Origin of the sequence: Streptococcus sp. GMD3S, assembly GCF_000298695.2 — a bacterium.
In the GTDB taxonomy this organism is placed as follows: Bacteria; Bacillota; Bacilli; order Lactobacillales; family Streptococcaceae; genus Streptococcus.
The window spans coordinates 1-23,490 of the sequence record NZ_AJRC02000018.1 but is presented as its reverse complement, the minus strand read 5'-3'; the positions used below and the strand labels follow the sequence as shown (position 1 = coordinate 23,490).

Annotated in this window: 20 protein-coding genes and 2 tRNA genes; 17 read left to right on the top strand and 5 right to left on the bottom strand. The window is 36.5% G+C overall.

What is annotated here, in order from left to right:
• Positions 1-16: 16 nt before the first annotated feature.
• The 4 genes from comD to GMD3S_RS0208290 all read left to right on the top strand — a co-directional run bounded on the left by comD (position 17) and on the right by GMD3S_RS0208290 (position 2,287).
• Positions 17-1,336, top strand: coding sequence for a competence system sensor histidine kinase ComD (gene comD / locus GMD3S_RS0208305; protein ID WP_000054555.1), 1,320 nt, complete (start codon positions 17-19; stop codon positions 1,334-1,336).
• Complete coding sequence (comE, locus tag GMD3S_RS0208300) at positions 1,333-2,085, top strand: competence system response regulator transcription factor ComE (protein ID WP_000866079.1); 753 nt, start codon at positions 1,333-1,335, stop codon at positions 2,083-2,085. Before comD ends, comE begins: the two co-directional genes overlap by 4 nt.
• Positions 2,086-2,136: 51 nt before the next feature.
• Positions 2,137-2,208 (top strand) — tRNA-Glu (locus GMD3S_RS0208295).
• Positions 2,209-2,213: 5 nt separating this feature from the next.
• Positions 2,214-2,287, top strand: a tRNA-Asn gene (locus tag GMD3S_RS0208290).
• Between the two features lie 35 nt (positions 2,288-2,322).
• Here GMD3S_RS0208290 and GMD3S_RS0208285 read toward each other — a convergent pair.
• On the bottom strand, positions 2,323-2,865 hold the full coding sequence (locus tag GMD3S_RS0208285; RefSeq protein WP_000665080.1) for a TetR/AcrR family transcriptional regulator: 543 nt from the start codon (positions 2,863-2,865) through the stop codon (positions 2,323-2,325).
• Positions 2,866-2,993: 128 nt separating this feature from the next.
• Here GMD3S_RS0208285 and GMD3S_RS0208280 point away from each other — a divergent pair, with 128 nt between their 5' ends.
• Positions 2,994-5,648, top strand: a complete 2,655-nt coding sequence (locus tag GMD3S_RS0208280; protein WP_000472067.1) for a YhgE/Pip domain-containing protein — start codon at positions 2,994-2,996, stop codon at positions 5,646-5,648.
• Positions 5,649-5,669: 21 nt separating this feature from the next.
• On the opposite strand, the gene GMD3S_RS0208275 is transcribed toward GMD3S_RS0208280, so the two are convergent.
• Together GMD3S_RS0208275 and GMD3S_RS0208270 are read right to left on the bottom strand one after the other, a co-directional pair.
• Positions 5,670-8,222: a YfhO family protein gene (locus GMD3S_RS0208275; protein WP_000834500.1), complete on the bottom strand. Its 2,553-nt coding sequence runs from the start codon at positions 8,220-8,222 to the stop codon at positions 5,670-5,672.
• Between the two features lie 61 nt (positions 8,223-8,283).
• Positions 8,284-9,906, bottom strand: a complete 1,623-nt coding sequence (locus tag GMD3S_RS0208270; protein WP_000958788.1) for an ATP-binding cassette domain-containing protein — start codon at positions 9,904-9,906, stop codon at positions 8,284-8,286.
• A gap of 195 nt (positions 9,907-10,101) precedes the next feature.
• Here GMD3S_RS0208270 and trpS point away from each other — a divergent pair, with 195 nt between their 5' ends.
• Together trpS and guaB are read left to right on the top strand one after the other, a co-directional pair.
• Positions 10,102-11,127 (top strand): tryptophan--tRNA ligase, encoded by a 1,026-nt coding sequence (gene trpS, locus GMD3S_RS0208265; RefSeq protein WP_000165471.1) that lies wholly within the window; start codon positions 10,102-10,104, stop codon positions 11,125-11,127.
• Positions 11,128-11,289: 162 nt separating this feature from the next.
• Positions 11,290-12,768, top strand: coding sequence for an IMP dehydrogenase (gene guaB, locus GMD3S_RS0208260; protein WP_000073407.1), 1,479 nt, complete (start codon positions 11,290-11,292; stop codon positions 12,766-12,768).
• 51 nt (positions 12,769-12,819) lie between these two features.
• Here guaB and recF read toward each other — a convergent pair whose 3' ends face one another.
• A complete protein-coding gene (recF, locus tag GMD3S_RS0208255; protein WP_000266685.1) occupies positions 12,820-13,917 on the bottom strand; it encodes a DNA replication/repair protein RecF in 1,098 nt (365 codons plus the stop codon).
• 2 nt (positions 13,918-13,919) lie between these two features.
• Positions 13,920-14,288, bottom strand: coding sequence for a S4 domain-containing protein YaaA (gene yaaA / locus GMD3S_RS0208250; protein WP_000455874.1), 369 nt, complete (start codon positions 14,286-14,288; stop codon positions 13,920-13,922).
• 160 nt (positions 14,289-14,448) lie between these two features.
• Between yaaA and yfmF the strand changes: the two genes are divergently transcribed.
• The 10 genes from yfmF to pcsB all read left to right on the top strand — a co-directional run.
• A complete protein-coding gene (gene yfmF, locus GMD3S_RS0208245) occupies positions 14,449-15,699 on the top strand; it encodes an EF-P 5-aminopentanol modification-associated protein YfmF (RefSeq protein ID WP_000424576.1) in 1,251 nt (416 codons plus the stop codon).
• Positions 15,696-16,979 (top strand): EF-P 5-aminopentanol modification-associated protein YfmH, encoded by a 1,284-nt coding sequence (gene yfmH, locus GMD3S_RS0208240; RefSeq protein ID WP_000170129.1) that lies wholly within the window; start codon positions 15,696-15,698, stop codon positions 16,977-16,979. The genes yfmF and yfmH overlap by 4 nt, the downstream gene beginning before the upstream one ends.
• A 35-nt stretch (positions 16,980-17,014) precedes the next feature.
• A complete protein-coding gene (rodZ, locus tag GMD3S_RS0208235; protein WP_001227972.1) occupies positions 17,015-17,836 on the top strand; it encodes a cytoskeleton protein RodZ in 822 nt (273 codons plus the stop codon).
• A gap of 10 nt (positions 17,837-17,846) precedes the next feature.
• The gene (gene pgsA, locus GMD3S_RS0208230) at positions 17,847-18,392 is read left to right on the top strand and encodes a CDP-diacylglycerol--glycerol-3-phosphate 3-phosphatidyltransferase (protein ID WP_000712149.1); all 546 of its coding nucleotides are present in this window, start codon (positions 17,847-17,849) and stop codon (positions 18,390-18,392) included.
• A complete protein-coding gene (locus tag GMD3S_RS0208225) occupies positions 18,389-19,216 on the top strand; it encodes an energy-coupling factor ABC transporter ATP-binding protein (protein WP_000835733.1) in 828 nt (275 codons plus the stop codon). The genes pgsA and GMD3S_RS0208225 overlap by 4 nt, the downstream gene beginning before the upstream one ends.
• Positions 19,201-20,040: an energy-coupling factor transporter ATPase gene (locus tag GMD3S_RS0208220; protein ID WP_000513212.1), complete on the top strand. Its 840-nt coding sequence runs from the start codon at positions 19,201-19,203 to the stop codon at positions 20,038-20,040. The genes GMD3S_RS0208225 and GMD3S_RS0208220 overlap by 16 nt, the downstream gene beginning before the upstream one ends.
• Positions 20,033-20,827, top strand: coding sequence for an energy-coupling factor transporter transmembrane component T family protein (locus GMD3S_RS0208215; protein ID WP_000377884.1), 795 nt, complete (start codon positions 20,033-20,035; stop codon positions 20,825-20,827). The genes GMD3S_RS0208220 and GMD3S_RS0208215 overlap by 8 nt, the downstream gene beginning before the upstream one ends.
• Before the next feature lie 60 nt (positions 20,828-20,887).
• The gene (gene mreC / locus GMD3S_RS0208210; RefSeq protein WP_001078970.1) at positions 20,888-21,703 is read left to right on the top strand and encodes a rod shape-determining protein MreC; all 816 of its coding nucleotides are present in this window, start codon (positions 20,888-20,890) and stop codon (positions 21,701-21,703) included.
• Positions 21,704-21,705: 2 nt separating this feature from the next.
• On the top strand, positions 21,706-22,200 hold the full coding sequence (mreD, locus tag GMD3S_RS0208205; protein ID WP_001237915.1) for a rod shape-determining protein MreD: 495 nt from the start codon (positions 21,706-21,708) through the stop codon (positions 22,198-22,200).
• 93 nt (positions 22,201-22,293) lie between these two features.
• Positions 22,294-23,490 (top strand): peptidoglycan hydrolase PcsB (pcsB, locus tag GMD3S_RS0208200; RefSeq protein WP_025172979.1); only part of this gene is annotated, 1,197 nt, incomplete at its 3' end.

Below are 23,490 nucleotides of genomic sequence, written 5' to 3'. Positions count from 1 at the left end.
ATTATAGGGTGATAGGATGAGTTTATTAGGATTTGGAATAGTTATTCTTCATATTTTTATTTTAACAATAAGCTATGAATTAATTTGTAAAGTAACTAAAAAAGAAAGATATTTATTTATAGCTTGTATATTTGTATATCAGTCTGTAGCTGAATTTTTCTTTGACTTTATTTCATTAGCTGGGTTAGGGATTGAAAAGTTTATATTTCCTTTTATTCTATATACTTCTATAGTAGTTTTAAAGAAGTATGATAAGCATAAAGGAATGTTTATCAGTTTACTATTGTCTTTATTATATCATAGTACACATACTTTTTTATCAGTAACCCTATCCTCTATAACAGGTGATGCTTTTGTGATAGAACATGAAGTGATGTTTTATTTAGGAGTACTATTACTAACATATTTTATTATTAAAAAAATTATTACTTATTTCCATTTAGAACTTACTTATTTTGATAAAGATTATCTGTACCCTTTTTTAAAAAAAGTAATAGTTGCTTTCTTTGGTTTGCATATTTTATTGTTTATTTCAGATATAGTAAGTACAACTCATCATTTAAATAGCTTCGGAAGTATTTTATCAACCATTGTTTTTATTTGCTTGTTATTGATTTTCTTTGCAATGAATTCTCACAAGGTTCAAATTGAAAAAGAGATTGCTCTAAAACAAAAGAAATTTGAACAAAAGCATTTACAGACTTATACTGATGAAATTGTGGAGTTGTATAATGAAATTCGAGGTTTTCGTCATGACTATGCAGGGATGCTTGTTAGCATGCAAATGGCGATTGACAGTGGAGATTTACAAGAAATTAACAGGGTTTACAATGAAGTCTTAGTAAAAGCAAATCAGAAATTGAGGTCAGAAAAATATACTTACTTTGATTTAAATAATATAGAAGATTCTGCTTTACGAAGTTTAATTGCTCAATCGATTGTCTATGCACGAAAAAATGATGTAGAGTTTACATTGGAAGTAAAGGATATCATTACTAGACTGTCAATAGATTTACTTGATCTTGTTCGTATCATGAGCATTTTATTAAACAATGCTGTTGAAGGTGCTGCAGATAGTTATTTGAAACAAATGGAAGTTGCAGTCATTAAAATGGATTTTGAAACAGTTATAGTTATCCAGAATTCATGCAAAATCACTATGACGCCTTCAGAGGATTTATTTGCCTTAGGTTTCTCTACCAAGGGAAGAAATAGAGGTCTAGGACTTAATAATGTCAAGGAGATTTTAGATAAGTATGACAACATTATTTTAGAAACAGAGATGGAAGACAACACATTTAGACAAATTATTAGATTTAAGAGGGAATTCGAATGAAAGTATTAATTTTAGAAGATGTTATTGAACATCAAGTGAGACTAGAGAGAATATTAAATGAAATCTCGGAAGAATCGAATATTCCTATTTCATATAAGACAACAGGAAAAGTTCGTGAGTTTAAGGAATATATCGAAAATGATGAAGTAAATCAGCTTTATTTCCTAGATATCGATATTCATGGAATCGAGAAAAAAGGCTTTGAAGTGGCTCAGTTTATCCGTCATCACAATCCTTATGCTATTATTGTCTTTATTACCAGTCGATCTGAATTTGCTACCTTAACTTACAAATACCAGGTATCAGCTCTAGATTTTGTAGACAAAGACATCAATGATGAATTGTTCAAAAAACGTATCGAGCAGAGTATTTTTTACACTAAGAGTATGCTGCTTGAAAACGAAGATGTTGTAGACTATTTTGATTACAACTATAAGGGAAATGATTTGAAAATTCCTTACCATGACATTTTGTATATCGAAACCACAGGAGTTTCTCATAAACTTCGGATTATTGGTAAGAATTTTGCTAAAGAATTCTATGGAACTATGACAGATATTCAGGAAAAGGACAAACATACCCAGCGATTTTATTGCTCCCATAAATCTTTCCTTGTCAATGTGGGAAATGTGAGAGAAATTGATCGAAAGAATTTAGAAGTTGTCTTTTATGAAGATCATCGTTGCCCGATTACCCGTTTGAAAGTTCGCAAACTAAAAGATATTCTAGAGAAAAAATCTAAAAAGTGATTGACAATTAGTAAGAAATTGATATAATGGTTATATCTGCTACAGATAGATGGTCCGTTGGTCAAGGGGTTAAGACACCGCCTTTTCACGGCGGTAACACGGGTTCGAATCCCGTACGGACTATTTTATCCGCCATAGCTCAGTTGGTAGTAGCGCATGACTGTTAATCATGATGTCGTAGGTTCGAGTCCTACTGGCGGAGTCAGATAAAAAAAAGAACACCAATGGTGTTCTTTTTTAGTTGACATCACCTAACATTTTCATAAGGAAGTCTGTCATTTCTTGCGGACTTTCTTTTTTTCCGTGAGCAATCCAAGTCTGGCAAACACCAAATAGGGCATTTGTTAGATAAATACTGCTGTATTCTAATTCTATTGGAGTGAGTTGTAATTTCATAAAGCGTTTCTGAAGGTCGGTGCTAAGCATAATGTGAAGCTTATTTCTCAAGAAATTTTGGATTTCTTTTGTCCCATTTTCAGATAAGAGTGCAGCCAAGAGTGGCTCAGACTCTAAATATTCAAATACTTCTAAAATAGCATCTCTTTTGTGATGAGCATGTTTTTGGAAAATATACTCAAAGGTATGAAATAGCTTACTTTGGTAGAGTTCAATCATATCATACTTATCCTTGTAGTGAGTGTAAAAGCTGGAACGACTAATTCCGGCTTTTTCTGCTAACTTGACAGTAGAAATTTGATCAAAGGGCTGGTCCATCAATAATTGAACCATGGCATTTTCGATAATTCGTTTTGTTTTTAAACGTTTGTTACTTTCTTTCATAATTCCTCCTTGTAAACAAAAATAGACTATGTGTCTAAAAAAATATTTTTTACCTTGTAATTTAGATTTTTTGATGTATAATCTATTATATCAAAATTTTAGACAATATGTGTAAAAAAGGAGGAAACATGTTTAAAGAATGGAAAGCAATATTTAAAAAACCGACCTTTATCATTGTAATGATAGGGATTTCTCTCATTCCAGCTTTATACAACATTATATTTTTATCGTCCATGTGGGATCCATATGGTCAAGTATCGGAGTTACCTGTGGCAGTTGTCAATAAAGATAAGGAAGCTTCTTATAATGGACAGACAATGAGAATTGGTGAAGACATGGTGTCTAATTTAAAAGAAAATAAGGCTTTAGATTTTCACTTTGTTAATGAAGAGGAAGGGGAAAAAGGACTAGAAGATGGTGACTACTACATGGTAGTGACTTTACCAAGTGATCTATCTGAAAAAGCTACTTCTATCCTAACGAATCATCCTGAACAGATGCAGATTGATTATCAGACGTCAAGTGGGCATAGCTTTATTGCAAGTAAGATGAGTGATTCTGCAATGACACAATTAAAACAAACCGTCTCTACTAATGTTACTGAAACGTACACTAAGGCTTTATTTCAAAAAATGAATGATTTGAAGTCTGGAATAAATAAGGCAGCTGAAGGAAGTGAACAATTAGCTAATGGAGCCGATCAGTTGGTGACGGGAAGTCAAACATTGACAACAAATCTTAATACTCTAGCTAACTCAAGTGTAACTTTTTCAAATGGAGCGGATCAATTTACAAAAGGCTTATCTAGCTATGTGTCTGCTATAGAGCAATTACATATTGGTTTAGGAACTTTTAATAGTGGTTTACAAAGTTATACAAATGCTGTCTCACAAGTTGACACTGGACTTGGTCAATTAGCTTCAAAAACTCCTGAGTTGGTGACAGGTGTAAATCAGCTAAATACAGGTATAAAGTCTTATACAGGTGGCGTTTCACAACTGGATACAGGTCTCAATCAATTTTCAGTTGGTGTAAATGCTTATACAAATAGTGTGAAAGAACTTTCTAACGGAACAAGTCAATTATCCAATCAATCAGATACACTAAGAGATGGAATGGAGCAATTAAATACTGGTATTAAAGAAATTTCAAGCCAATTAGAGTCCTCATCTCAACAAAATGAAGAAATAGCGCAATTGGCAACAAGCTTAGGAGAACTAAATAAAACACTACAAGCTCTTACAATATCAGATAATACTCAACTGAAAAGTACATTGTCAGAAGCTTTGCCAAATCTAACAACTCTTGCTCAGGATATTGTGACCAAAAGTCAGACAGAACAAGAGAAAACTCTTGCAAACCTTCAATCAACAGCTACTTATCAATCTCTTACAGAGGAACAAAAGAAAGAACTGACAGAAGCTATTTCTAAAAATTCTAATTCTACTATTGAGTCGGCAAAAACAATTTTAATGACAGTAGGAGGATTAAAAGAAAGTATAGAGAATTCAGAACAACAAGTATCTAATCTATCTGATGTGCAGACGAAAGCAAATCAACTCTTACCTGCAGCATCTAGCTCCTTGACAACATTGTCAAATGGATTTACAACATTACAAACTTCTGTAAATAATCAGTTAGTTCCTGGAAGTCAGTCAATTGAAAAAGGTGTTGTAAACTATACTAAAGGACTGGATACTATTTCTATTGGTGCTAATCAACTAAGTGAAAAGAATACAAGTTTAACAACTAGTCTAGATAAATTAGTTTCTGGATTAAGTAAGTTGACAGAAAATACATCAACCTTGACAGCTGGAGTAGATGCGTTAGCTGGAAAAGCTCCAGAATTAGTATCAGGTATAGAAAGTTTGTCATCTGGTTCTGCTCAATTGAACAATAAGAGCCCAGAGCTGATAGCAGGTCTTACTACATTACAATTTGGCTCTGGTCAATTAACAGATAAATCAACACAGTTACTTTCTGCAGCATCTCAACTAGGAAGTGGCGCTATGAAGATTGCAGATGGTGCTGGAAAACTAGCAGATGGTGGAACAACCTTAACCTCTAGTCTTGAAGATTTACAGACAGGAGTTGATTCATTAGGACAAGGATTAGGTAATGCAAATACTCAACTTAAATCAGCTTCGACAGAATCTAAAAATGCAGAAACATTATCTGAACCTCTAGTTCTCTCAAAAACAGACAATGACCAAGTCCCTGTAAATGGGATTGCTATGGCTCCTTATATGATATCAGTTGCTCTTTTTGTTGCTGCTATATCTACCAATATGATTTTTGCTAAGTTGCCTTCTGGACGTCATCCAGAGAGTCGTTGGGCTTGGTTGAAGTCTCGCTCTGAAATAAATGGGATTATAGCTGTCTTAGCAGGTGTTTTAGTTTATGGAGGTGTCCATCTTATTGGATTGACTGCGAACCATGAGATGAGGACCTTGATTCTAATTATAATCACAAGTTTAGCTTTCATGTCTATGGTGACAGCTTTAACAACTTGGAATAGCCGTATTGGAGCTTTCTTCTCTCTTATTTTACTTTTATTACAGTTAGCATCAAGTGCAGGGACCTATCCCCTTGCTTTAACAAATGATTTCTTTAAGGGTGTCAATCCTTGGTTACCAATGAGTTACTCTGTATCAGGTTTACGACAAACAATCTCTATGACAGGAAATATTCATCACCAAGTGATTTTCCTTATTATAACACTAGTTTTCTTTGCTGCTTTAGGTATGCTAGCTTATCAACCTAAGAAAATGGAAGAAGATTAAAAAGATTGACCAATTCCTTGGTCAATCTTTTTCTGTCTTAGATAAATTTCGTCTGTGATTATAGATCCCAAAAAGAAGAAGGGCAGTTAGTGAGCAGGCTGCTCCAATAACAAAACCATTGGGGATAAAGGAAAGTGTAATGGTGCCTTTTCCCTTTGGAACATCAACTTTCATAAAACCAGTTTGAGCCTGCTTGATTTCAAGTTTTTTCCCATCCTGGTATGCAGACCAACCTTTGTCATAAGGAATAGTGAAGAAAATAGAGGTATCTTGTTTGACTTCATATGTAGCAAAGACTTTATTTTTAGAGGTGGATACTTCTACAGGTTGTTCTTTAATTTTTTGGATTGCTTCAGTTAGGGCCTGAGTATCTAAACGATAGAAGGTTGGAGCTTCAAATGACACCTGAGAATTTCCAGGGAAACTAACACTGATATTGAAAGTTTTTTGTTCTTCAGTATAACCTAAATTAAAGAAATTAAATGCATTGTCAGTTGTAAAAGTCTTTTTTTCTCCATTGACAATGATGTCAACTTTCTTTTGCTTATCGTTTGTAAAATGAAGATTTGAAAAAGAGAGATAGACTTGACTATTTTGAGGAACCTCAATTTGATAATCAATCTTTGCATCTTCATTCGCAGAACCTGTGATGCTGGTTAAACCATCTGAAGTATCTGTTTTACCAGATGCTATTTGGGAGAAGTAATCTAAGTTGAGATTAGCAAGCTGGTTTATAAATAAAGCCTGATTATCTAGAGTGTGATTGTTAAAGTTTACATCTGTGTAAATAGATTGAGTGGCAAAGGCAATGGGTAAAGAGAGTTGATTTTTATATAAGGTTAAATGATCCTTTTGATAAATCTCTTGAAAGCCATACTTATCAAGTGAAGTTTCAGAAATATTGTACTGGATTCCAAATAAACTGTCTGCTAAAAGACTGTTATTTACATAACGGAGATTGAGGTTGGTTCCAGAGGATTTGAATCCCAGTTTATCCAAACTAGTGCTAGCTGAGCGATTTCGTACAGACGAAAATTGAGAGATTCCATTGTAGTTAAATTTCATACTGTCATTTCCAGTCTGAATTTGCAGTTTTTCAGTACGTGTAAATGGATTGTCAATTTGGTTTAGAATGGATTCCATAGCGGTGATATCTCTATTATAGGCGCTACGAGAAGCAAAGGCCCATTCTTTAGCTATTCCTTCCATTTGAGATGAAGCATTTAAGCTTATCTCAACTGTTATAAATAAAGACAAAAGAATTGCAAATAGATTTATAGAGATAAATTTTCTAATGACTGCAAGAAGTAAAAGAGCATAAACTAGTAGAAATTCAAGAGTGAGCAGGATATTCAAATCAGTTAAAAAAGAATAGTGTGATTTAAAATAGACAGTAGCCAAAAATCCTGTTAGTACAAGAAAAAGTGAGACAAATAGATTCCATAGCTTCAGTTCTTTCAGACGATTTAATACTTCTGCTGCAGTATAAATTAACAGAGTGGAAAAAATCCAAGCATAGCGATGCAAAAACATATTTGGGGTATGCATCCCCTGCCAAAATAAATCAAGTGCTTCTATGTAAAAGCTTGTTATTAAAAAAGTAAAGAAAATTGCATAGGTAAGTTTCACGTGAAACTTTATGGATTTTATTGTGAAAAATAGAATGGTTAAAATAAAGGGAAGCAATCCAACAAAAATCATTGGTATAGATCCATACTTAGTTGTATCAAAAGATCCAATGAATTGTTTTGCAAAAATATCCAAATACCAGCTACTATCTGTCTTTAATTTTGTGATAGCAGTCAACTTCTCTCCATGAGTTTGTAAATCAAACAGTGTAGGAAGAGTCATAATCAAACTAGCCATTCCAGCTAAAAAGGAGGTAACAACAAAATCAAGAAAAGATGATTTTCGAGTTTTAAAGTCCCAAGAAATTTGGCAGAGATACCAGAAAATAAGAAACAATACTGTCATATACCCAAAATAATAATTTTGAATAAATAAGATTGACAAACTTGTAAAGTATAGTAGGCGCTTCTTTTGTGTTATAAGTAGGTATAAACCAGTTATAATTAAAGGAATTAAGATAAAAACATCTAGCCAGGTTTTTATCTCTAACTGACTAACGGTAAAGCTCATTAGAGCATAGGAAGTAGATAAGGCAAGTTTTAAAAATTTTGGGATATCTTTAAATAATCTAGTCAAACTAAAGAAGGTTGACAGACCAATCAATCCAAATTTTAAGAGAGTGGTCAGATAAACAGCATCTGGCATATTCGACAGATTAAAAAAGTAAACCAGAGGTGAGAGAAAACTACCCAAGTAATAACTAGATAGAGCATAGAAATTCAGTCCGAGGCCACTTGTAAAGGTGTAAAACAAACTACCATTTCCATGTAAAATATTTCGTAAAGCCACATCAAAAATAACGTATTGATGGAAACCATCTCCTAATAGTGGAGATGAATCGCTATTCCAGTAGATACCTTGAGTTAGGTATACTCCAGTCATAATTACTAAAGGAATGATGAAAGAAACAAAATAGGTCCAATATGTTTTAAAAAATGATTTCATGTTACCTCGTAGAATGATAGAAAACTCAGTTGGTTACCCCAACTGAGTTTTGAAGTCTTATTTAGTCTTTCCAAAGTTCTTTAACTTTTGCTTGTACTTCTGCATTTTCTAGGAATTCATCATAGGTTTCATCGATACGATCAATGACGCCATTTTTAGACAAAACAATGATATGGTTTGCCAAAGTTTGGATAAACTCGTGGTCATGACTGGCAAAGATGATTGATTCTTTAAAGTTTTTCAATCCATCGTTCAAGCTTGAGATAGATTCCAAGTCCAAGTGATTTGTTGGATCATCAAGTACAAGGACATTTGATTTCAAGAGCATGAGTTTTGAAAGCATGACACGTACTTTTTCTCCCCCTGACAAGACGTTTACAGGTTTGTTAACCTCATCTCCAGAAAAGAGCATACGACCAAGGAAACCACGTAGGAAGGTATTGTCATCTTCTTCTTTACTTGCAAATTGACGCAACCAGTCAAGGATTGACTCTCCTCCTGCAAAATCAGCCGAGTTGTCTTTTGGCAAGTAAGAACGGCTAGTAGTAACTCCCCACTTGACAGTTCCTTCATAGTCGATGTCATCCATGATTGCACGAATTAATGCAGTCGTTTGGATGTCATTTTGTCCAATAAGAGCTGTCTTATCACCTGGACGCAAGATGAAACTAATATTGTCTAGGATAGTTTCGCCATCAATCTTTACAGTTAGATTTTCTACTGTCAAGAGATCATTACCAATCTCACGTTCTGCTTTAAAGTTGATAAATGGATATTTACGACTAGATGGCACAATCTCTTCTAATTCAATCTTGTCAAGCATTTTTTTACGAGACGTTGCTTGTCTTGACTTAGAAGCGTTGGCAGAGAAGCGAGCAACGAATTCTTGCAATTGCTTAATTTTTTCTTCTGCCTTGGCATTACGGTCTGCTAGCAATTTAGCAGCAAGCTCAGAAGATTCCTTCCAGAAGTCGTAGTTTCCGACATAGAGTTTGATTTTTCCAAAGTCAAGGTCGGCCATATGAGTACATACTTTGTTTAAGAAGTGACGGTCATGGGATACAACGATAACGGTGTTATCAAAGTCAATCAAGAAGTCTTCTAACCAAGTAATAGACTGGATATCTAAACCGTTGGTTGGCTCGTCCAAGAGAAGAACATCTGGTTTACCAAAAAGTGCTTTAGCAAGGAGAACCTTCACTTTTTCACCATTGGCTAATTCGCTCATGTTTTGATAGTGCAATTCTTCTGGAATATTAAGATTTTGAAGTAGTTGAGACGCCTCACTCTCTGCCTCCCAACCTCCAAGTTCGGCAAATTCACCTTCGAGTTCGGCAGCACGCACACCATCTTCATCTGAAAAATCTTCCTTCATGTAAATGGCATCTTTTTCTTTCATGATGTTGTAAAGTTTTTCATTTCCCATAATGACGACATCAATAACTCGCTCGTCTTCATAGTCAAAATGATTTTGACGGAGAACAGAGAGACGTTCATCTGGACCAAGAGAGATGTGACCAGTTGTTGGCTCGATATCACCAGCTAAGATTTTTAAGAATGTAGACTTCCCAGCACCATTAGCACCAATTAATCCGTATGTATTTCCTTCTGTAAATTTGATATTGACATCATCAAAAAGTTTGCGATCACTAAAACGTAGTGAAACATCAGATACTGTAAGCAATGTTTTTCTCCTATAATATGTAATACATTTATTCTACTAGAAAAGAGAGAAATATTCAAATTTTTATTTGTCAATTTTATGTCAACTAAGTTTACAGGTTCGTTTACAATGAGTTAGTTGTTTGATTTAAATAATTTTCTGTTATTTTAACAAAAAAATGCTATAATTGAAGAGACCATTTCGAAGGAGAAAAAAATGACGAAACCCATTATTTTAACAGGAGATCGCCCAACAGGAAAACTGCATATTGGACATTATGTTGGGAGTCTTAAAAATAGAGTATTACTGCAGGAAGAAGACAAGTATGAGATGTTTGTTTTTTTGGCGGACCAACAAGCATTGACAGATCACGCTAAAGACCCTCAAACGATTGTAGAATCGATTGGGAATGTTGCCTTAGATTACTTAGCAGTTGGATTGGATCCAAGTAAATCAACTATCTTTATTCAAAGTCAGATTCCAGAGTTGGCTGAGCTGTCTATGTACTATATGAATCTAGTTTCATTAGCACGTTTGGAGCGCAATCCTACAGTGAAAACAGAGATTGCTCAGAAAGGGTTTGGAGAAAGTATTCCGACAGGATTTTTGGTTTATCCGATTGCGCAAGCAGCTGATATCACAGCCTTTAAGGCCAATTATGTTCCTGTAGGAACAGACCAAAAACCAATGATTGAGCAAACTCGTGAAATTGTTCGTTCCTTTAATAACGCATATAACTGTGAGGTATTGGTGGAACCAGAAGGTATTTATCCAGAAAATGAGAGAGCAGGACGTTTGCCTGGTTTAGATGGAAATGCTAAAATGTCTAAATCCCTTAATAATGGTATTTATCTAGCAGATGATGCGGATACATTGCGTAAAAAAGTCATGAGTATGTATACTGATCCGAATCATATTCGAGTGGAGGATCCAGGTAAGATTGAAGGAAATATGGTTTTCCATTATCTAGATGTGTTTGGTCGTCCAGAAGATGCTCAAGAAATTGTGAATATGAAAGAGCATTATCAACGTGGAGGTCTTGGTGATGTAAAAACGAAACGTTATCTACTTGAAATATTAGAACGCGAACTTGGTCCTATTCGTGAGCGCCGTATTGAATTTGCTAAGGATATGGGAGAAGTGTACAATATGCTTCAAAAAGGTAGTGAGAAAGCGCGTGAGGTTGCGGGGCAAACTTTATCTGAAGTTAAGAAAGCAATGGGACTAAATTATTTTAAATAATGGATAAAATATGAATCGTAAAACTATCTCTTCCATAGGTTCACAGGGATAGTTTTTTTATGATTTCTACCATAAATATAATTGACAAATTTTCATAGAATGGTATGATAGATACAATACAAAAAGAGTCAAGCTCAAAAAGAAAGAAAAGAGGAAACTTCAATGTCTAATTGGGATACTAAATTTTTAAAAAAAGGTTTTACCTTTGATGATGTATTGCTCATTCCAGCAGAAAGTCATGTGTTGCCTAATGATGCAGATTTAACAACAAAATTGGCAGATAATCTGACTTTAAATATCCCAATTATAACAGCCGCCATGGATACAGTCACAGAAAGTCAAATGGCTATTGCTATTGCTCGTGCGGGTGGTCTTGGAGTAATCCATAAAAATATGTCTATTGCGCAACAGGCGGATGAAGTTCGCAAGGTAAAACGTTCTGAAAATGGTGTTATTATTGATCCATTCTTCTTGACTCCAGAACATACCATTGCTGAGGCAGACGAACTGATGGGACGTTACCGTATCAGTGGTGTTCCAGTTGTAGAAACACTTGAAAATCGTAAATTGGTTGGTATTCTAACAAACCGAGATCTTCGATTTATTTCAGATTACAATCAACCAATCTCAAACCATATGACCAGTGAAAATCTTGTTACTGCTCCTGTGGGTACAGATCTTGCAACAGCTGAACATATTCTTCAAGAACACCGTATTGAAAAACTTCCATTGGTTGACGAAGAAGGTCGTCTTTCTGGCTTGATTACTATTAAGGATATTGAAAAAGTTATTGAGTTTCCAAATGCTGCCAAAGATGAATTTGGTCGTCTTCTAGTTGCTGGTGCGGTGGGTGTCACTTCAGATACATTTGAACGTGCAGAGGCTCTCTTTGAAGCAGGGGCTGACGCAATTGTTATTGATACTGCACATGGTCACTCTGCTGGGGTTCTACGTAAAATTGCTGAAATTCGTGCTCACTTCCCAGATCGCACTTTGATTGCTGGTAATATTGCAACTGCAGAAGGTGCGCGTGCTCTTTATGATGCGGGTGTGGATGTTGTCAAAGTTGGGATTGGACCAGGTTCTATCTGTACTACTCGTGTGATTGCAGGTGTGGGTGTCCCACAAGTGACAGCAATTTATGATGCGGCAGTAGTTGCGCGCGAATATGGAAAAACGATTATTGCTGATGGTGGAATCAAGTATTCTGGAGATATTGTAAAAGCCCTTGCTGCAGGTGGAAATGCAGTTATGCTTGGTTCAATGTTTGCTGGAACAGATGAAGCACCAGGTGAAACTGAAATTTTCCAAGGACGTAAGTTTAAGACTTACCGTGGTATGGGATCAATCGCTGCAATGAAGAAAGGTTCAAGCGACCGTTACTTCCAAGGTTCTGTCAATGAAGCAAACAAACTCGTTCCAGAAGGAATTGAAGGCCGTGTTGCCTATAAAGGCGCAGCAGCTGATATTGTCTTCCAAATGCTTGGTGGTATTCGCTCTGGTATGGGTTACTGTGGTGCAGCTAACCTTAAAGAATTGCACGACAACGCTCAATTTATTGAAATGTCTGGGGCTGGTCTAAAAGAAAGCCATCCTCATGATGTACAAATTACTAATGAAGCACCAAACTACTCCATGTAAGAAGTAAAAAGAACTCCTGAAATCCAGGAGTTCTTTTTGTTTACATAGTTGTCAATTTTGATTTACAGATATTCTACCGTTTTGGATGTTGAAAATACTAAGGTTTTCTGGCAAGTTTTGTAAGTGGTCTAAACTTGTTGTTGTAATAAAGGTTTGGATAGATTGAGAAATGGTTTCTAGTAATTTTAGTTGCCGTGTATTGTCAAGTTCGCTCATAACATCATCAAGCAGTAGTATCGGAGACTCATTGGTAATAGTTTCCATTAGCTCAATCTCTGCTAGTTTGATAGAAAGTACAAGACTACGATGTTGACCTTGGCTTCCAAAACTAGCGTCCATACCATTGATATAGAAAGTAATGTCATCTCGATGAGGGCCGACACCAGTATTCTTTTTAAATAAGTCTCTGGATCTGGTTTTCTCCAAAGCCATTTTAAAAGAACTTGTTAGCTGTTCTTCATCAGTGAAGTTGACAGATGCTTGATAAGATATTGACAACTCTTCTAATTTATTTGAAATTTCTAAGTGTTTTTTTTGACCAAATTTCTCTAAGTCTTTAATGAATTTTATTCGATGCTTTATAACGCGACATCCATACTCTACTAACTGATCATCTAATACTGACAGAAATGTTTCATCAATCTTTTGGCTGGATTTTAGGTAAGTATTTCTTTGCTTGAGTATATGGTTATAGTTTGACAAGTCTGACAAGTAGATTGGTTTAATTTGTCCCAGTTCTATATCTATAAACTTTCGACGAACGGAGGGAGCTCCTTTAATTAACTGTAGATCTTCAGGTGCGAAGAGAACCACATTCATATGTCCGATGTAGTCAGAGAGGCGAGCTTGTTTTAAGTGATTGACTTTAGTCACACGCCCTTTTGGTGTTAAATCAATTTCTAGAGGGATAGAGCCTGTTTTTTTCTGTAGCAAGCCAGAAAGATGGAGTTGTTCTTCATCAAAATGAATGAGATTTTTATCTGTACGAGTCCGATGACTACGTGTCAAGGCTAAGAAATAGATTGCTTCTAGAATATTGGTTTTTCCTTGTGCATTTTGACCTAGAAAGACATTTAATTTTGGATTGAAATCAATTTTTGCCTCTTTGTAGTTTCGAAAGGTTTTAATTGTTAAATGTTGGAGCCACATGGTTATCTTCCTGGAAAACGTGGAGGTTGTTTGGTTTTAGGCGATGAAGAAGTTTTTTGTTTTTCTTTCTTGACGCCTTTATTCATCTCTTTGACAAGTTTAGCAATTCGCTCTTTCTCAATCTTATCTGCTTGATACTCTTCTTGCTCTTTTAAACTTGGTTTTGTCAAGGTGATGTCAATCTTTAAATCAGGAATGTCAATCGTATCTCCAATACGGATTTTTTTCCCACGTCTACTTTCTAACTCGCCATTAAAGTAAACTTGATGATCTATTAAAAAGGATTTGATAGCACCACCGCTTTGTATAATTCCAAGTTCTTTTAGGAGTGCTTGGAGCGTAATAAATTCTTCAAATAATTTGTATTCCATAATTCACCTCAATCTTTGGTATTATACCATATTTCCCTTGAAATAGCTGAAGGAAAGTTTGCTGAAATGAAAACGGTTTTACTCTTTAAAGCTATAAAGAGAACAAGAAAAATTTTGATTTTCGTGGTATAATAGAACTCTATATGTAAGGAGGTAAGGTATGGAATTAGTGCCTGGAATTTCAGCACATTTTGTTCAATCCAAAAAGTTTAAAACAAATAAAATCACTATTCGTTTTACTGCTCCCTTATCTCTTGAGACAATAGCAGGACGTATGTTAAGTGCAAGTATGTTGGAGACGGCAAATCAAGTTTACCCAACATCACAAGCATTTCGCAGATACTTGGCAAGTTTATATGGAACAGATATTTCCACAAGTACTTATCGTAGGGGACAGGCACATATTCTTGACCTAACGTTTACCTATGTGAGGGATGATTTTTTAAGTAAAAAAAATGTCTTGACTTCTCGAATTTTGGAATTAGTGAAACAGACTTTATTTGCTCCCTTAGTTCAAGATGGTGCTTTTGAGCCAGCCCTATTTGAAATTGAAAGAAAACAGTTATTGGCTAGTCTAGCTACTGATATGGATGATTCATTTTATTTTGCTCATAAGGAGTTGGATAGCTTGTTCTTCCATGATGAGCGTCTTCAATTGAGATACAGTGATTTACGAAATAGCATTTTAAATGAGTCTCCGGAAAGTAGCTACACGTGCTTTCAAAATGCTCTGAAAAATGATCGTATTGATTTCTTTTTCTTAGGTGATTTCAACGAAGTAGAAATTACAGAATCACTGAAGTCATTACCCTTTACAGCTAGAGAGAACGGCGTCACTATCCAGTACCATCAATCTTATTCGAATGTTCTACGAGAAGGAATGGTTCAGAGGAATGTTGGGCAATCTATTTTAGAATTAGGCTATCATTCTCCTGTAAAATATGGTGATGATGAGCATTTGCCCATGCTTGTTATGAATGGTTTGTTGGGTGAATTTGCACATTCGAAACTTTTTACAAACGTTCGTGAAAATGCTGGAATAGCCTACACAGTCTCTAGTCAATTGGATTTGTTTGATGGTCTGTTAAGGATGTATGCGGGTATCGATAGAGAAAATCGAAATCAGGCTAGAAAAATGATGAATCATCAATTGCTAGATCTGAAAAAGGGTAACTTTACAGATTTTGAACTTGAACAAACCAAGGAGATGATTCGACGATCTTTGTTGGTGGCTCAAGATAATCAACAGACCCTAGTTGAAAGAATATATTTGAATTCTCTATTTGGAAAATCAAGCTTTGATATTGATCGATTGGTGGCAAAATTAGAGAGTGTTGATAAAGAAGCTGTCTGTAAAGTTGCCAACAGTTTGAAGTTACAAGCGATTTACTTTATGGAAGGAGTAGAATGACAAAGGTTACTTTTGAAGAAAAATACTATTCTGCTGTAAAGGAAACAGTCTACAAAACACAATTGTCAAATGGATTGACAGTTTCTTTACTCCCTAAGCAAGATTTCAATGAGGTTTATGGATTTGTAACGGTTCAATTTGGTTCTGTAGATGCAACTTATACAAGCTTGGAAAAAGGTTTACGTCATCATCCAGCAGGAATTGCCCATTTTCTTGAACATAAATTGTTTGAAAGAGAAAACTCTGAGGATATAATGGCTGCTTTTACTCGATTAGGTGCGGACAGTAATGCCTTTACAAGCTTTACTAAGACCAGCTATCTTTTTTCAACAATTGACCATCTATTAGAGAATTTAGATTTGCTAGATGAGTTAGTTGGAGATGTTCATTTTACAGAAGAATCAGTTTTGAGGGAACAGGATATTATCCAGCAAGAACGAGAAATGTACCAAGATGATCCAGACTCACGTTTGTTTTTTGCAACATTAGCCAACCTTTATCCTGATACTCCTTTAGCAACAGATATAGTTGGAAGTGAAAAATCAATTTCTGAGATTCAAGTTTCAAATTTAAAAGAGAACTTTACAGACTTTTACAAACCTGTCAACATGTCACTGTTTTTAGTTGGAAATATTGATGTGGAAGTTGTTGAGGAATACTTTTCGAAAAAGGAAAAGGAAGTTTCAAACCAGTTTACGGTTTCAAAAGAGCAACTCCTTTTGCAGCCTGTGAAGCAAACAGATAGTCTTCGGATGGAAGTTTCTTCACCTAAACTTGCTGTTGCGATTAGAGGTAATGGGCAAATAACAGAAGCTGAGTCTTATCGTTACAATATTTTATTGAAATTACTATTTACGATGATGTTTGGGTGGACTTCTGATCGTTTTCAAAAGTTATATGAGACTGGGAAGTTAGATGCGTCATTGTCACTTGAGGTTGAAGTCAACAGTCGCTTTCATTTTGTGATATTGACAATGGACACCAAAGAGCCTGTTTCTCTGTCGCATCAATTTCGTAAAGCGATTCGTCAGTTTAGTAATGATGCGGATATTACCGAGGAACATTTAGATCTTGTTAAGAGTGAGATGTTTGGGGAGTTTTTCAGTAGCATGAACTCTTTGGAATTTATTGCAACTCAATACGAACCGATGGATCGCGGAGAAACAATTTTTGATTTTCCGAAAATTTTACAGGAAATTACTTTGGAGGATGTTCTAGAAGCTGGACATCGTTTGATTGATAATGGTGATCTAGTTGATTTTACAATCTTTCCAGCTTAAAAGATGACTAATACTAGAAAGAAGGAATGGTACGTATGAGAAAAAAAACAATTGGCGAGGTTCTACGTTTAGCCAGAATTAACCAGGGATTGAGTTTAGAAGAATTGCAGGAAAAAACTGAAATTCAGTTGCATTTTCTAGAAGCCATGGAGGCAGATGATTTCGATTTACTTCCTAGTACCTTCTACGCTCGTTCTTTTTTAAGAAAATATGCCTGGGCAGTAGAGTTAGATGAAGGAATTGTTTTGGATGCCTACGATTCAGGCAGTATGATTACCTACGAAGAGGTAGATGTCGATGAAGAAGACTTGTCTGGTCGCAGACGATCAAATAAGAAAAAAACGTCTTATCTCCCCTTGTTTTATTTCGTTCTATTTGCTTTGTCAATTTTAATTTTTGTCACTTACTATGTTTGGAACTACATCCAAACTCAGCCAAGTCCTTCTTCAGCTAATTATAGCGTTGTGAACTCGACTAGTTCCACAATCTCATCTAGTTCATCTTCTAGTAGTCAGACGTCTAGCTCGTCTTCTACTACGGAATCAACTATTACAGTGTCAGGCGAAGGAAACCGCATTGAAGCTCGGTATAAAACGAGTAAGGAAACCGCTACTGTTCAACTGGCAGTATCAGATGCAACTAGTTGGGTAAGTGTTTCAGGAAGTGAGCTGGAGGGTGGTGTGACACTGTCCGCAGACAATAAGAATGTAAAAACAACAGTTTCAACTAAGAACCCCGTTACCATTACTTTAGGTGTAGTGAAGGGAGTTACTGTGACTGTGGACAATCAAACGATTGACACCTCGAAGCTGACAACTCAGACTGGAACTGTGACACTTACATTTACTACAGATTAAGGAAAAATCAATGAAAAAAGAACAAATTCCTAATGTATTAACTATTGGTAGAATTCTCTTTATACCTCTCTTTATTCTTATTTTGACTTTGGGCCATTCACAAGGCAGTCATTTGCTGGCAGCGATCATCTTTGCAGTTGCTAGTATAACGGATTATCTTGATGGTTACCTTGCTCGTAAATGGAATGTAGTTAGCAACTTTGGAAAGTTTGCTGATCCGATGGCCGATAAGCTGTTGGTTATGTCAGCTTTTATCATGTTGATTGAGTTAGGTATGGCTCCAGCTTGGGTTGTTGCTATTATCATCTGTCGTGAACTTGCGGTGACAGGCTTGCGTTTGTTGCTTGTTGAGACGGGAGGGACAGTTCTAGCAGCAGCGATGCCAGGGAAAATCAAGACCTTTAGCCAGATGTTTGCCATTATCTTTTTGCTCTTACATTGGAATTTAATTGGTCAGCTGTTGCTTTATATCGCTTTGTTTTTCACTATCTACTCTGGTTATGATTATTTCAAGGGTAGCGCTCATGTATTCAAAGGGACATTTGGTTCGAAATGAAATCGATTATTGAAGTAAAAGATCTGTCTTTTCGTTACAAGGAAGACCAGGATCATTATGATGTTAATAATGTCTCGTTTCACGTGAAACGGGGAGAATGGCTTTCAATTGTAGGTCATAATGGGAGTGGAAAATCGACAACTATCCGTTTGATTGATGGATTGCTTGAAGCAGACTCTGGGGAAATCTGGATAGATGGCCAACTGCTGTCCTCTGAGAATGTTTGGGATTTGCGTCGACAAATTGGTATGGTTTTTCAAAATCCAGATAACCAATTTGTGGGGGCAACTGTTGAAGATGATGTCGCCTTTGGTTTAGAAAACCAGGGACTTCCTCGTGAAGAAATGAAGAAGAGAGTGGCTGAATCTTTGGAGTTGGTAGGTATGCTGGACTTTAAGAAGAGAGAACCAGCTCGTTTATCTGGTGGACAAAAACAACGGGTGGCTATTGCGGGAGTTGTTGCCCTGAGGCCAGCTATTTTGATTTTGGACGAGGCAACAAGTATGTTGGATCCTGAGGGACGCAGAGAACTGATTCAGACAGTTCAAGAGATTCGAAAAGACCACCAGATGACAGTCGTCTCCATTACACATGATTTAGAGGAAGTTGCGATGAGTGACCGTGTCTTGGTCATGAAAAAAGGCCAAGTGGAGTCAACCAGCAGCCCAAGAGAACTTTTTTCTCGGGATGACCTTGACCAGATAGGGTTAGATGAGCCTTTTACTAATCAATTGAGAGAATCTTTGAGAGAGACTGGTTATCAGTTGCCGGATGGCTATTTGACAGAAGGAGAGCTAGAGGACAAGTTATGGGAATTACTCTAGAAAATGTGAGCTTTACCTATCAAGAGGGGACTCCCCTATCTTCATCAGCCTTGACTGATGTTTCTTTGACGATTGAGGATGGTTCCTATACAGCTTTAGTAGGGCACACAGGTAGTGGGAAATCAACGATTTTACAGCTTTTAAATGGCCTATTGGTACCAAGTAAGGGTTCTGTTCGAGTTTTTGATACCGTCATTACCCCTACATCAACCAATAAAGAAATTCGTCAGATTCGAAAGCAAGTTGGTCTAGTGTTTCAATTTGCTGAAAATCAGATTTTCGAAGAGACTGTTTTGAAAGATGTCGCATTTGGACCGCAAAATTTTGGAGTTTCTGAGGAAGAGGCCAAGAAAATTGCGCGTGAAAAGTTAGCCTTGGTAGGCATCGATGAGTCACTCTTTGAGCGCAGTCCTTTTGAACTTTCGGGTGGTCAGATGAGACGTGTGGCTATAGCAGGTATGCTAGCCATGGAGCCAACTGTCTTAGTTTTGGATGAGCCTACAGCTGGACTAGATCCTCTGGGCAGAAAAGAATTGATGACCTTGTTTAAAAAACTCCACCTTTCTGGAATGACAATCGTTCTGGTAACGCATTTGATGGATGATGTAGCTACGTATGCTGATCAGGTCTATGTTATGGAAAAGGGGCGTTTAGTCAAAAGTGGCAAACCGAGTGATGTTTTCCAAGATGTAGCCTCTATGGAAAAGGTGCAGTTAGGTGTGCCTAAAATAACAGCCTTTTGTAAACGTTTGGCAGATAGAGGTGTAGCTTTTAAAAAATTGCCAATCAAGATAGAGGAGTTTAAGGAGTCGCTAAATGGATAGTATGATTTTAGGGCGTTATATACCGGGGGATTCCATCATTCATCGCTTGGATCCGCGTAGTAAATTGCTTGCCATGATCCTGTTGATTTTGATTGTATTTTGGGCCAATAATCCTCTCACCAATCTCGTTCTGTTTGTAGCGACAGGTATATTTATCGCTTTGTCAGGCGTTTCCCTTTCATTTTTCATTCAGGGATTAAAATCCATGTTCTTCTTGATCGCTTTTACGACTCTTTTTCAGCTCTTTTTCATTTCAAGTGGAAATGTCCTATTTGAGTTTTCTTTTATAAAAATAACGGATTATGCTTTGCAACAAGCGGGAATCATTTTCTGTCGTTTTGTGTTGATTATTTTCTTTTCAACCTTGCTAACATTAACGACCATGCCTTTGAGTCTGGCAGCCGCAGTTGAAGCTCTTTTAGCACCGCTGAAACGTGTGAAAGTTCCCGTTCATGAAATTGGTCTTATGTTATCAATGAGTTTGCGTTTTGTTCCAACCTTGATGGATGACACAACGCGAATTATGAATGCTCAAAAAGCCCGTGGAGTTGACTTTGGCGAAGGTAGCATCGTGCAAAAGGTAAAGGCTATGATTCCAATTTTAATTCCTCTTTTTGCGACGAGCTTAAAGCGTGCAGATTCATTGGCAATAGCCATGGAAGCGCGTGGTTATCAGGGAGGAAAGGGTAGAAGTCAGTATAGACAGTTGAGATGGAGTCAAAAGGATACACTGGCAATTCTTGTGATTTTGATACTGGGATGTTTCTTATTTTTCTTAAAATCTTAGCAGGTTTGTAGGATTGATAAGAAGCTCACAGTAGCAGGTTTTTAGTATAAAGGTAGGAATATGAACCGTTTTAAAAAATCAAAATATCTAATCATCGTTTTTGTCACAGTTCTGGCAGTTTCTGTTCTATTAGTGACAACCTATTCAAGCGCTATTGTGACGAAACTAGGAGATGGGATTTCCTTAGTAGATAGAATTGTTCAAAAACCCTTTCAGTGGTTTGATACTTTCAAATCGGATTTGGGACATTTGACGCAGACTTACAATGAAAATGAGAGTCTAAAAAAACAGCTCTATCAACTAGAGGTGGAGTCTAATCAATCAGAAAGTTTAAAAAATGAAAATGAACAATTACGTCAGTTGCTGGATATGAAGTCAAAATTGCAGGCTACAAAAACCATTGCAGCAGATGTGATTATGCGGGCTCCAGTATCTTGGAAACAAGAGTTAACAATTGATGCGGGAAGTTCAAAAGGAGCTTCTGAAAATATGTTGGCCATTGCAAACGGGGGTTTGATTGGTAGTGTTTCAAAGGTGGAGGATCATTCAACAACGATCAACCTATTGACAAACACCGAAAATTCAGACAAAATTTCTGTTAAAATCCTGCATGGTTCTACTGAAATTTACGGGATTATCGTTGGTTATGATAAGGAATCTGAACTGCTTAAAATTAGTCAATTAAACAGCAACAGCGACATTAGCGCGGGAGACAAGGTGACTACAGGGGGGCTTGGAAACTTTAATGTTAAGGATATCCCTGTTGGAGAGGTTGTTGCTACAACACACAGCAGTGATTATCTAACAAAGGAAGTAACAGTAAAGTTAAGTGCTGACACCAAAAATCTTCACGTGGTAGAGTTAGTGGGGAATTAGCAATGAGACTGTTAAAACAAATTGGTATTTTCTTTTTACTCCCTTTTGTCGTACTAATTGATGCACATATTGGACAATTAGCGGGATCCTTCTTCCCTCACTTTCATTTAGCAAGTCATTTTCTGTTTTTATTTCTCTTGTTTGAGACAATTGAGGTTTCAGAATATCTCTATCTAGCTTATTGCGGTATAGTGGGTTTGGTGTACGATATCTATTTTTTCCACTTGATAGGAATTGCGACACTTCTATTTATCTTGATAGGTGCTTCGCTCCATAAATTTAATAGTGTAATTTTGCTAAACCGTTGGACAAGAATGTTAACAATAGTTGTGATGAGTTTCCTATTTGATATGGGGAGTTATCTTCTTGCCCTTGCTATGGGATTGACAGTAGAATCGATGCCAGTTTTCATCGTCTACAGTCTTGTCCCATCAATGATTTTAAACTTTTTATGGATGCTTATTTTCCAATATATTTTTGAAAAATGTTATCTATAAGAAAGAAATAAAAATGTAACAAAGGCGTAATATTTATTATGTCTTTTTTTGGTATACTAGTAATGTCTTAAATAGAAGGAGTATCTACACAATATGAAGAAAAAAATCTTAGCGTCACTTTTATTAAGTACAGTATTAGTGTCTCAAGCGGCAGTATTGACAACTGTCCACGCTGAAACAACTGATGAAAAGATTGCTGCTCAAGATAGTAAGATTAGTAATTTGACAGCTCAACAAAAAGAAGCTCAAAAACAAGTAGATGAAATCCAAACGCAAGTTACAGCTATCCAAACTCAACAAACGAACTTGGAAGCTGAGAACGAAACTCTACAAGCTGAATCTAAAAAACTTGAAGGAGAAATTACAGAGCTCTCTAAGAACATTGTTGCTCGTAATGAATCTTTGGAAAAACAAGCACGTAGCGCACAAACAAACGGTGCTGCAACTAGCTACATCAATACAATTGTAAACTCAAAATCAATTACGGAAGCTATTTCACGTGTTGCAGCCATGAGCGAGATTGTATCAGCTAACAACAAAATGTTGGAACAACAGAAAGCTGATAAGAAATCTATCGCTGAAAAACAGGTTGCAAATAATGAAGCAATCAACACTGTCATTGCGAACCAACAAACACTTGCTGACGATGCACAAGCATTGACAACAAAACAAGCAGAGTTGAAAGTTGCTGAGTTAAACCTTGCTGCAGAGAAAGCTACTGCAGAAAGTGATAAAGCTACTTTATTGGAACAAAAAGCAGCAGCAGAGGCAGAAGCAAAAGCAGCAGCTGAAGCAGAAGCAGCTTATAAGGCACGTCAAACAAGTCAACAACAATCAGTTGTTGCTTCTGGAAATACAACACTTTCAGATCAAGTGCAAGCGACTTCAAGCTCTTCATCAGATGATGATTCAAGCTACACTCCAGCACCTGCTCCGACTCCAACTAGACAACGTCCAACATACAGTACAAATGCTTCAAGTTATCCAACTGGAGAATGTACTTGGGGAGCTAAAACATTAGCACCTTGGGCTGGAGATTACTGGGGTAACGGAGCGCAGTGGGCTACAAGTGCAGCAGCTGCAGGATTCCGTACAGGATCAACTCCACAAGTTGGTGCGATTGCATGTTGGAATGACGGTGGATATGGACACGTAGCGGTTGTTACAGCAGTTTCATCATCAACTAGCATTCAAGTATCGGAATCAAACTATGGTGGAGATCGTACAATCGGTAACAAACGTGGATGGTTCAACCCAACTACAACTTCTGAAGGTTACGTAACATACATC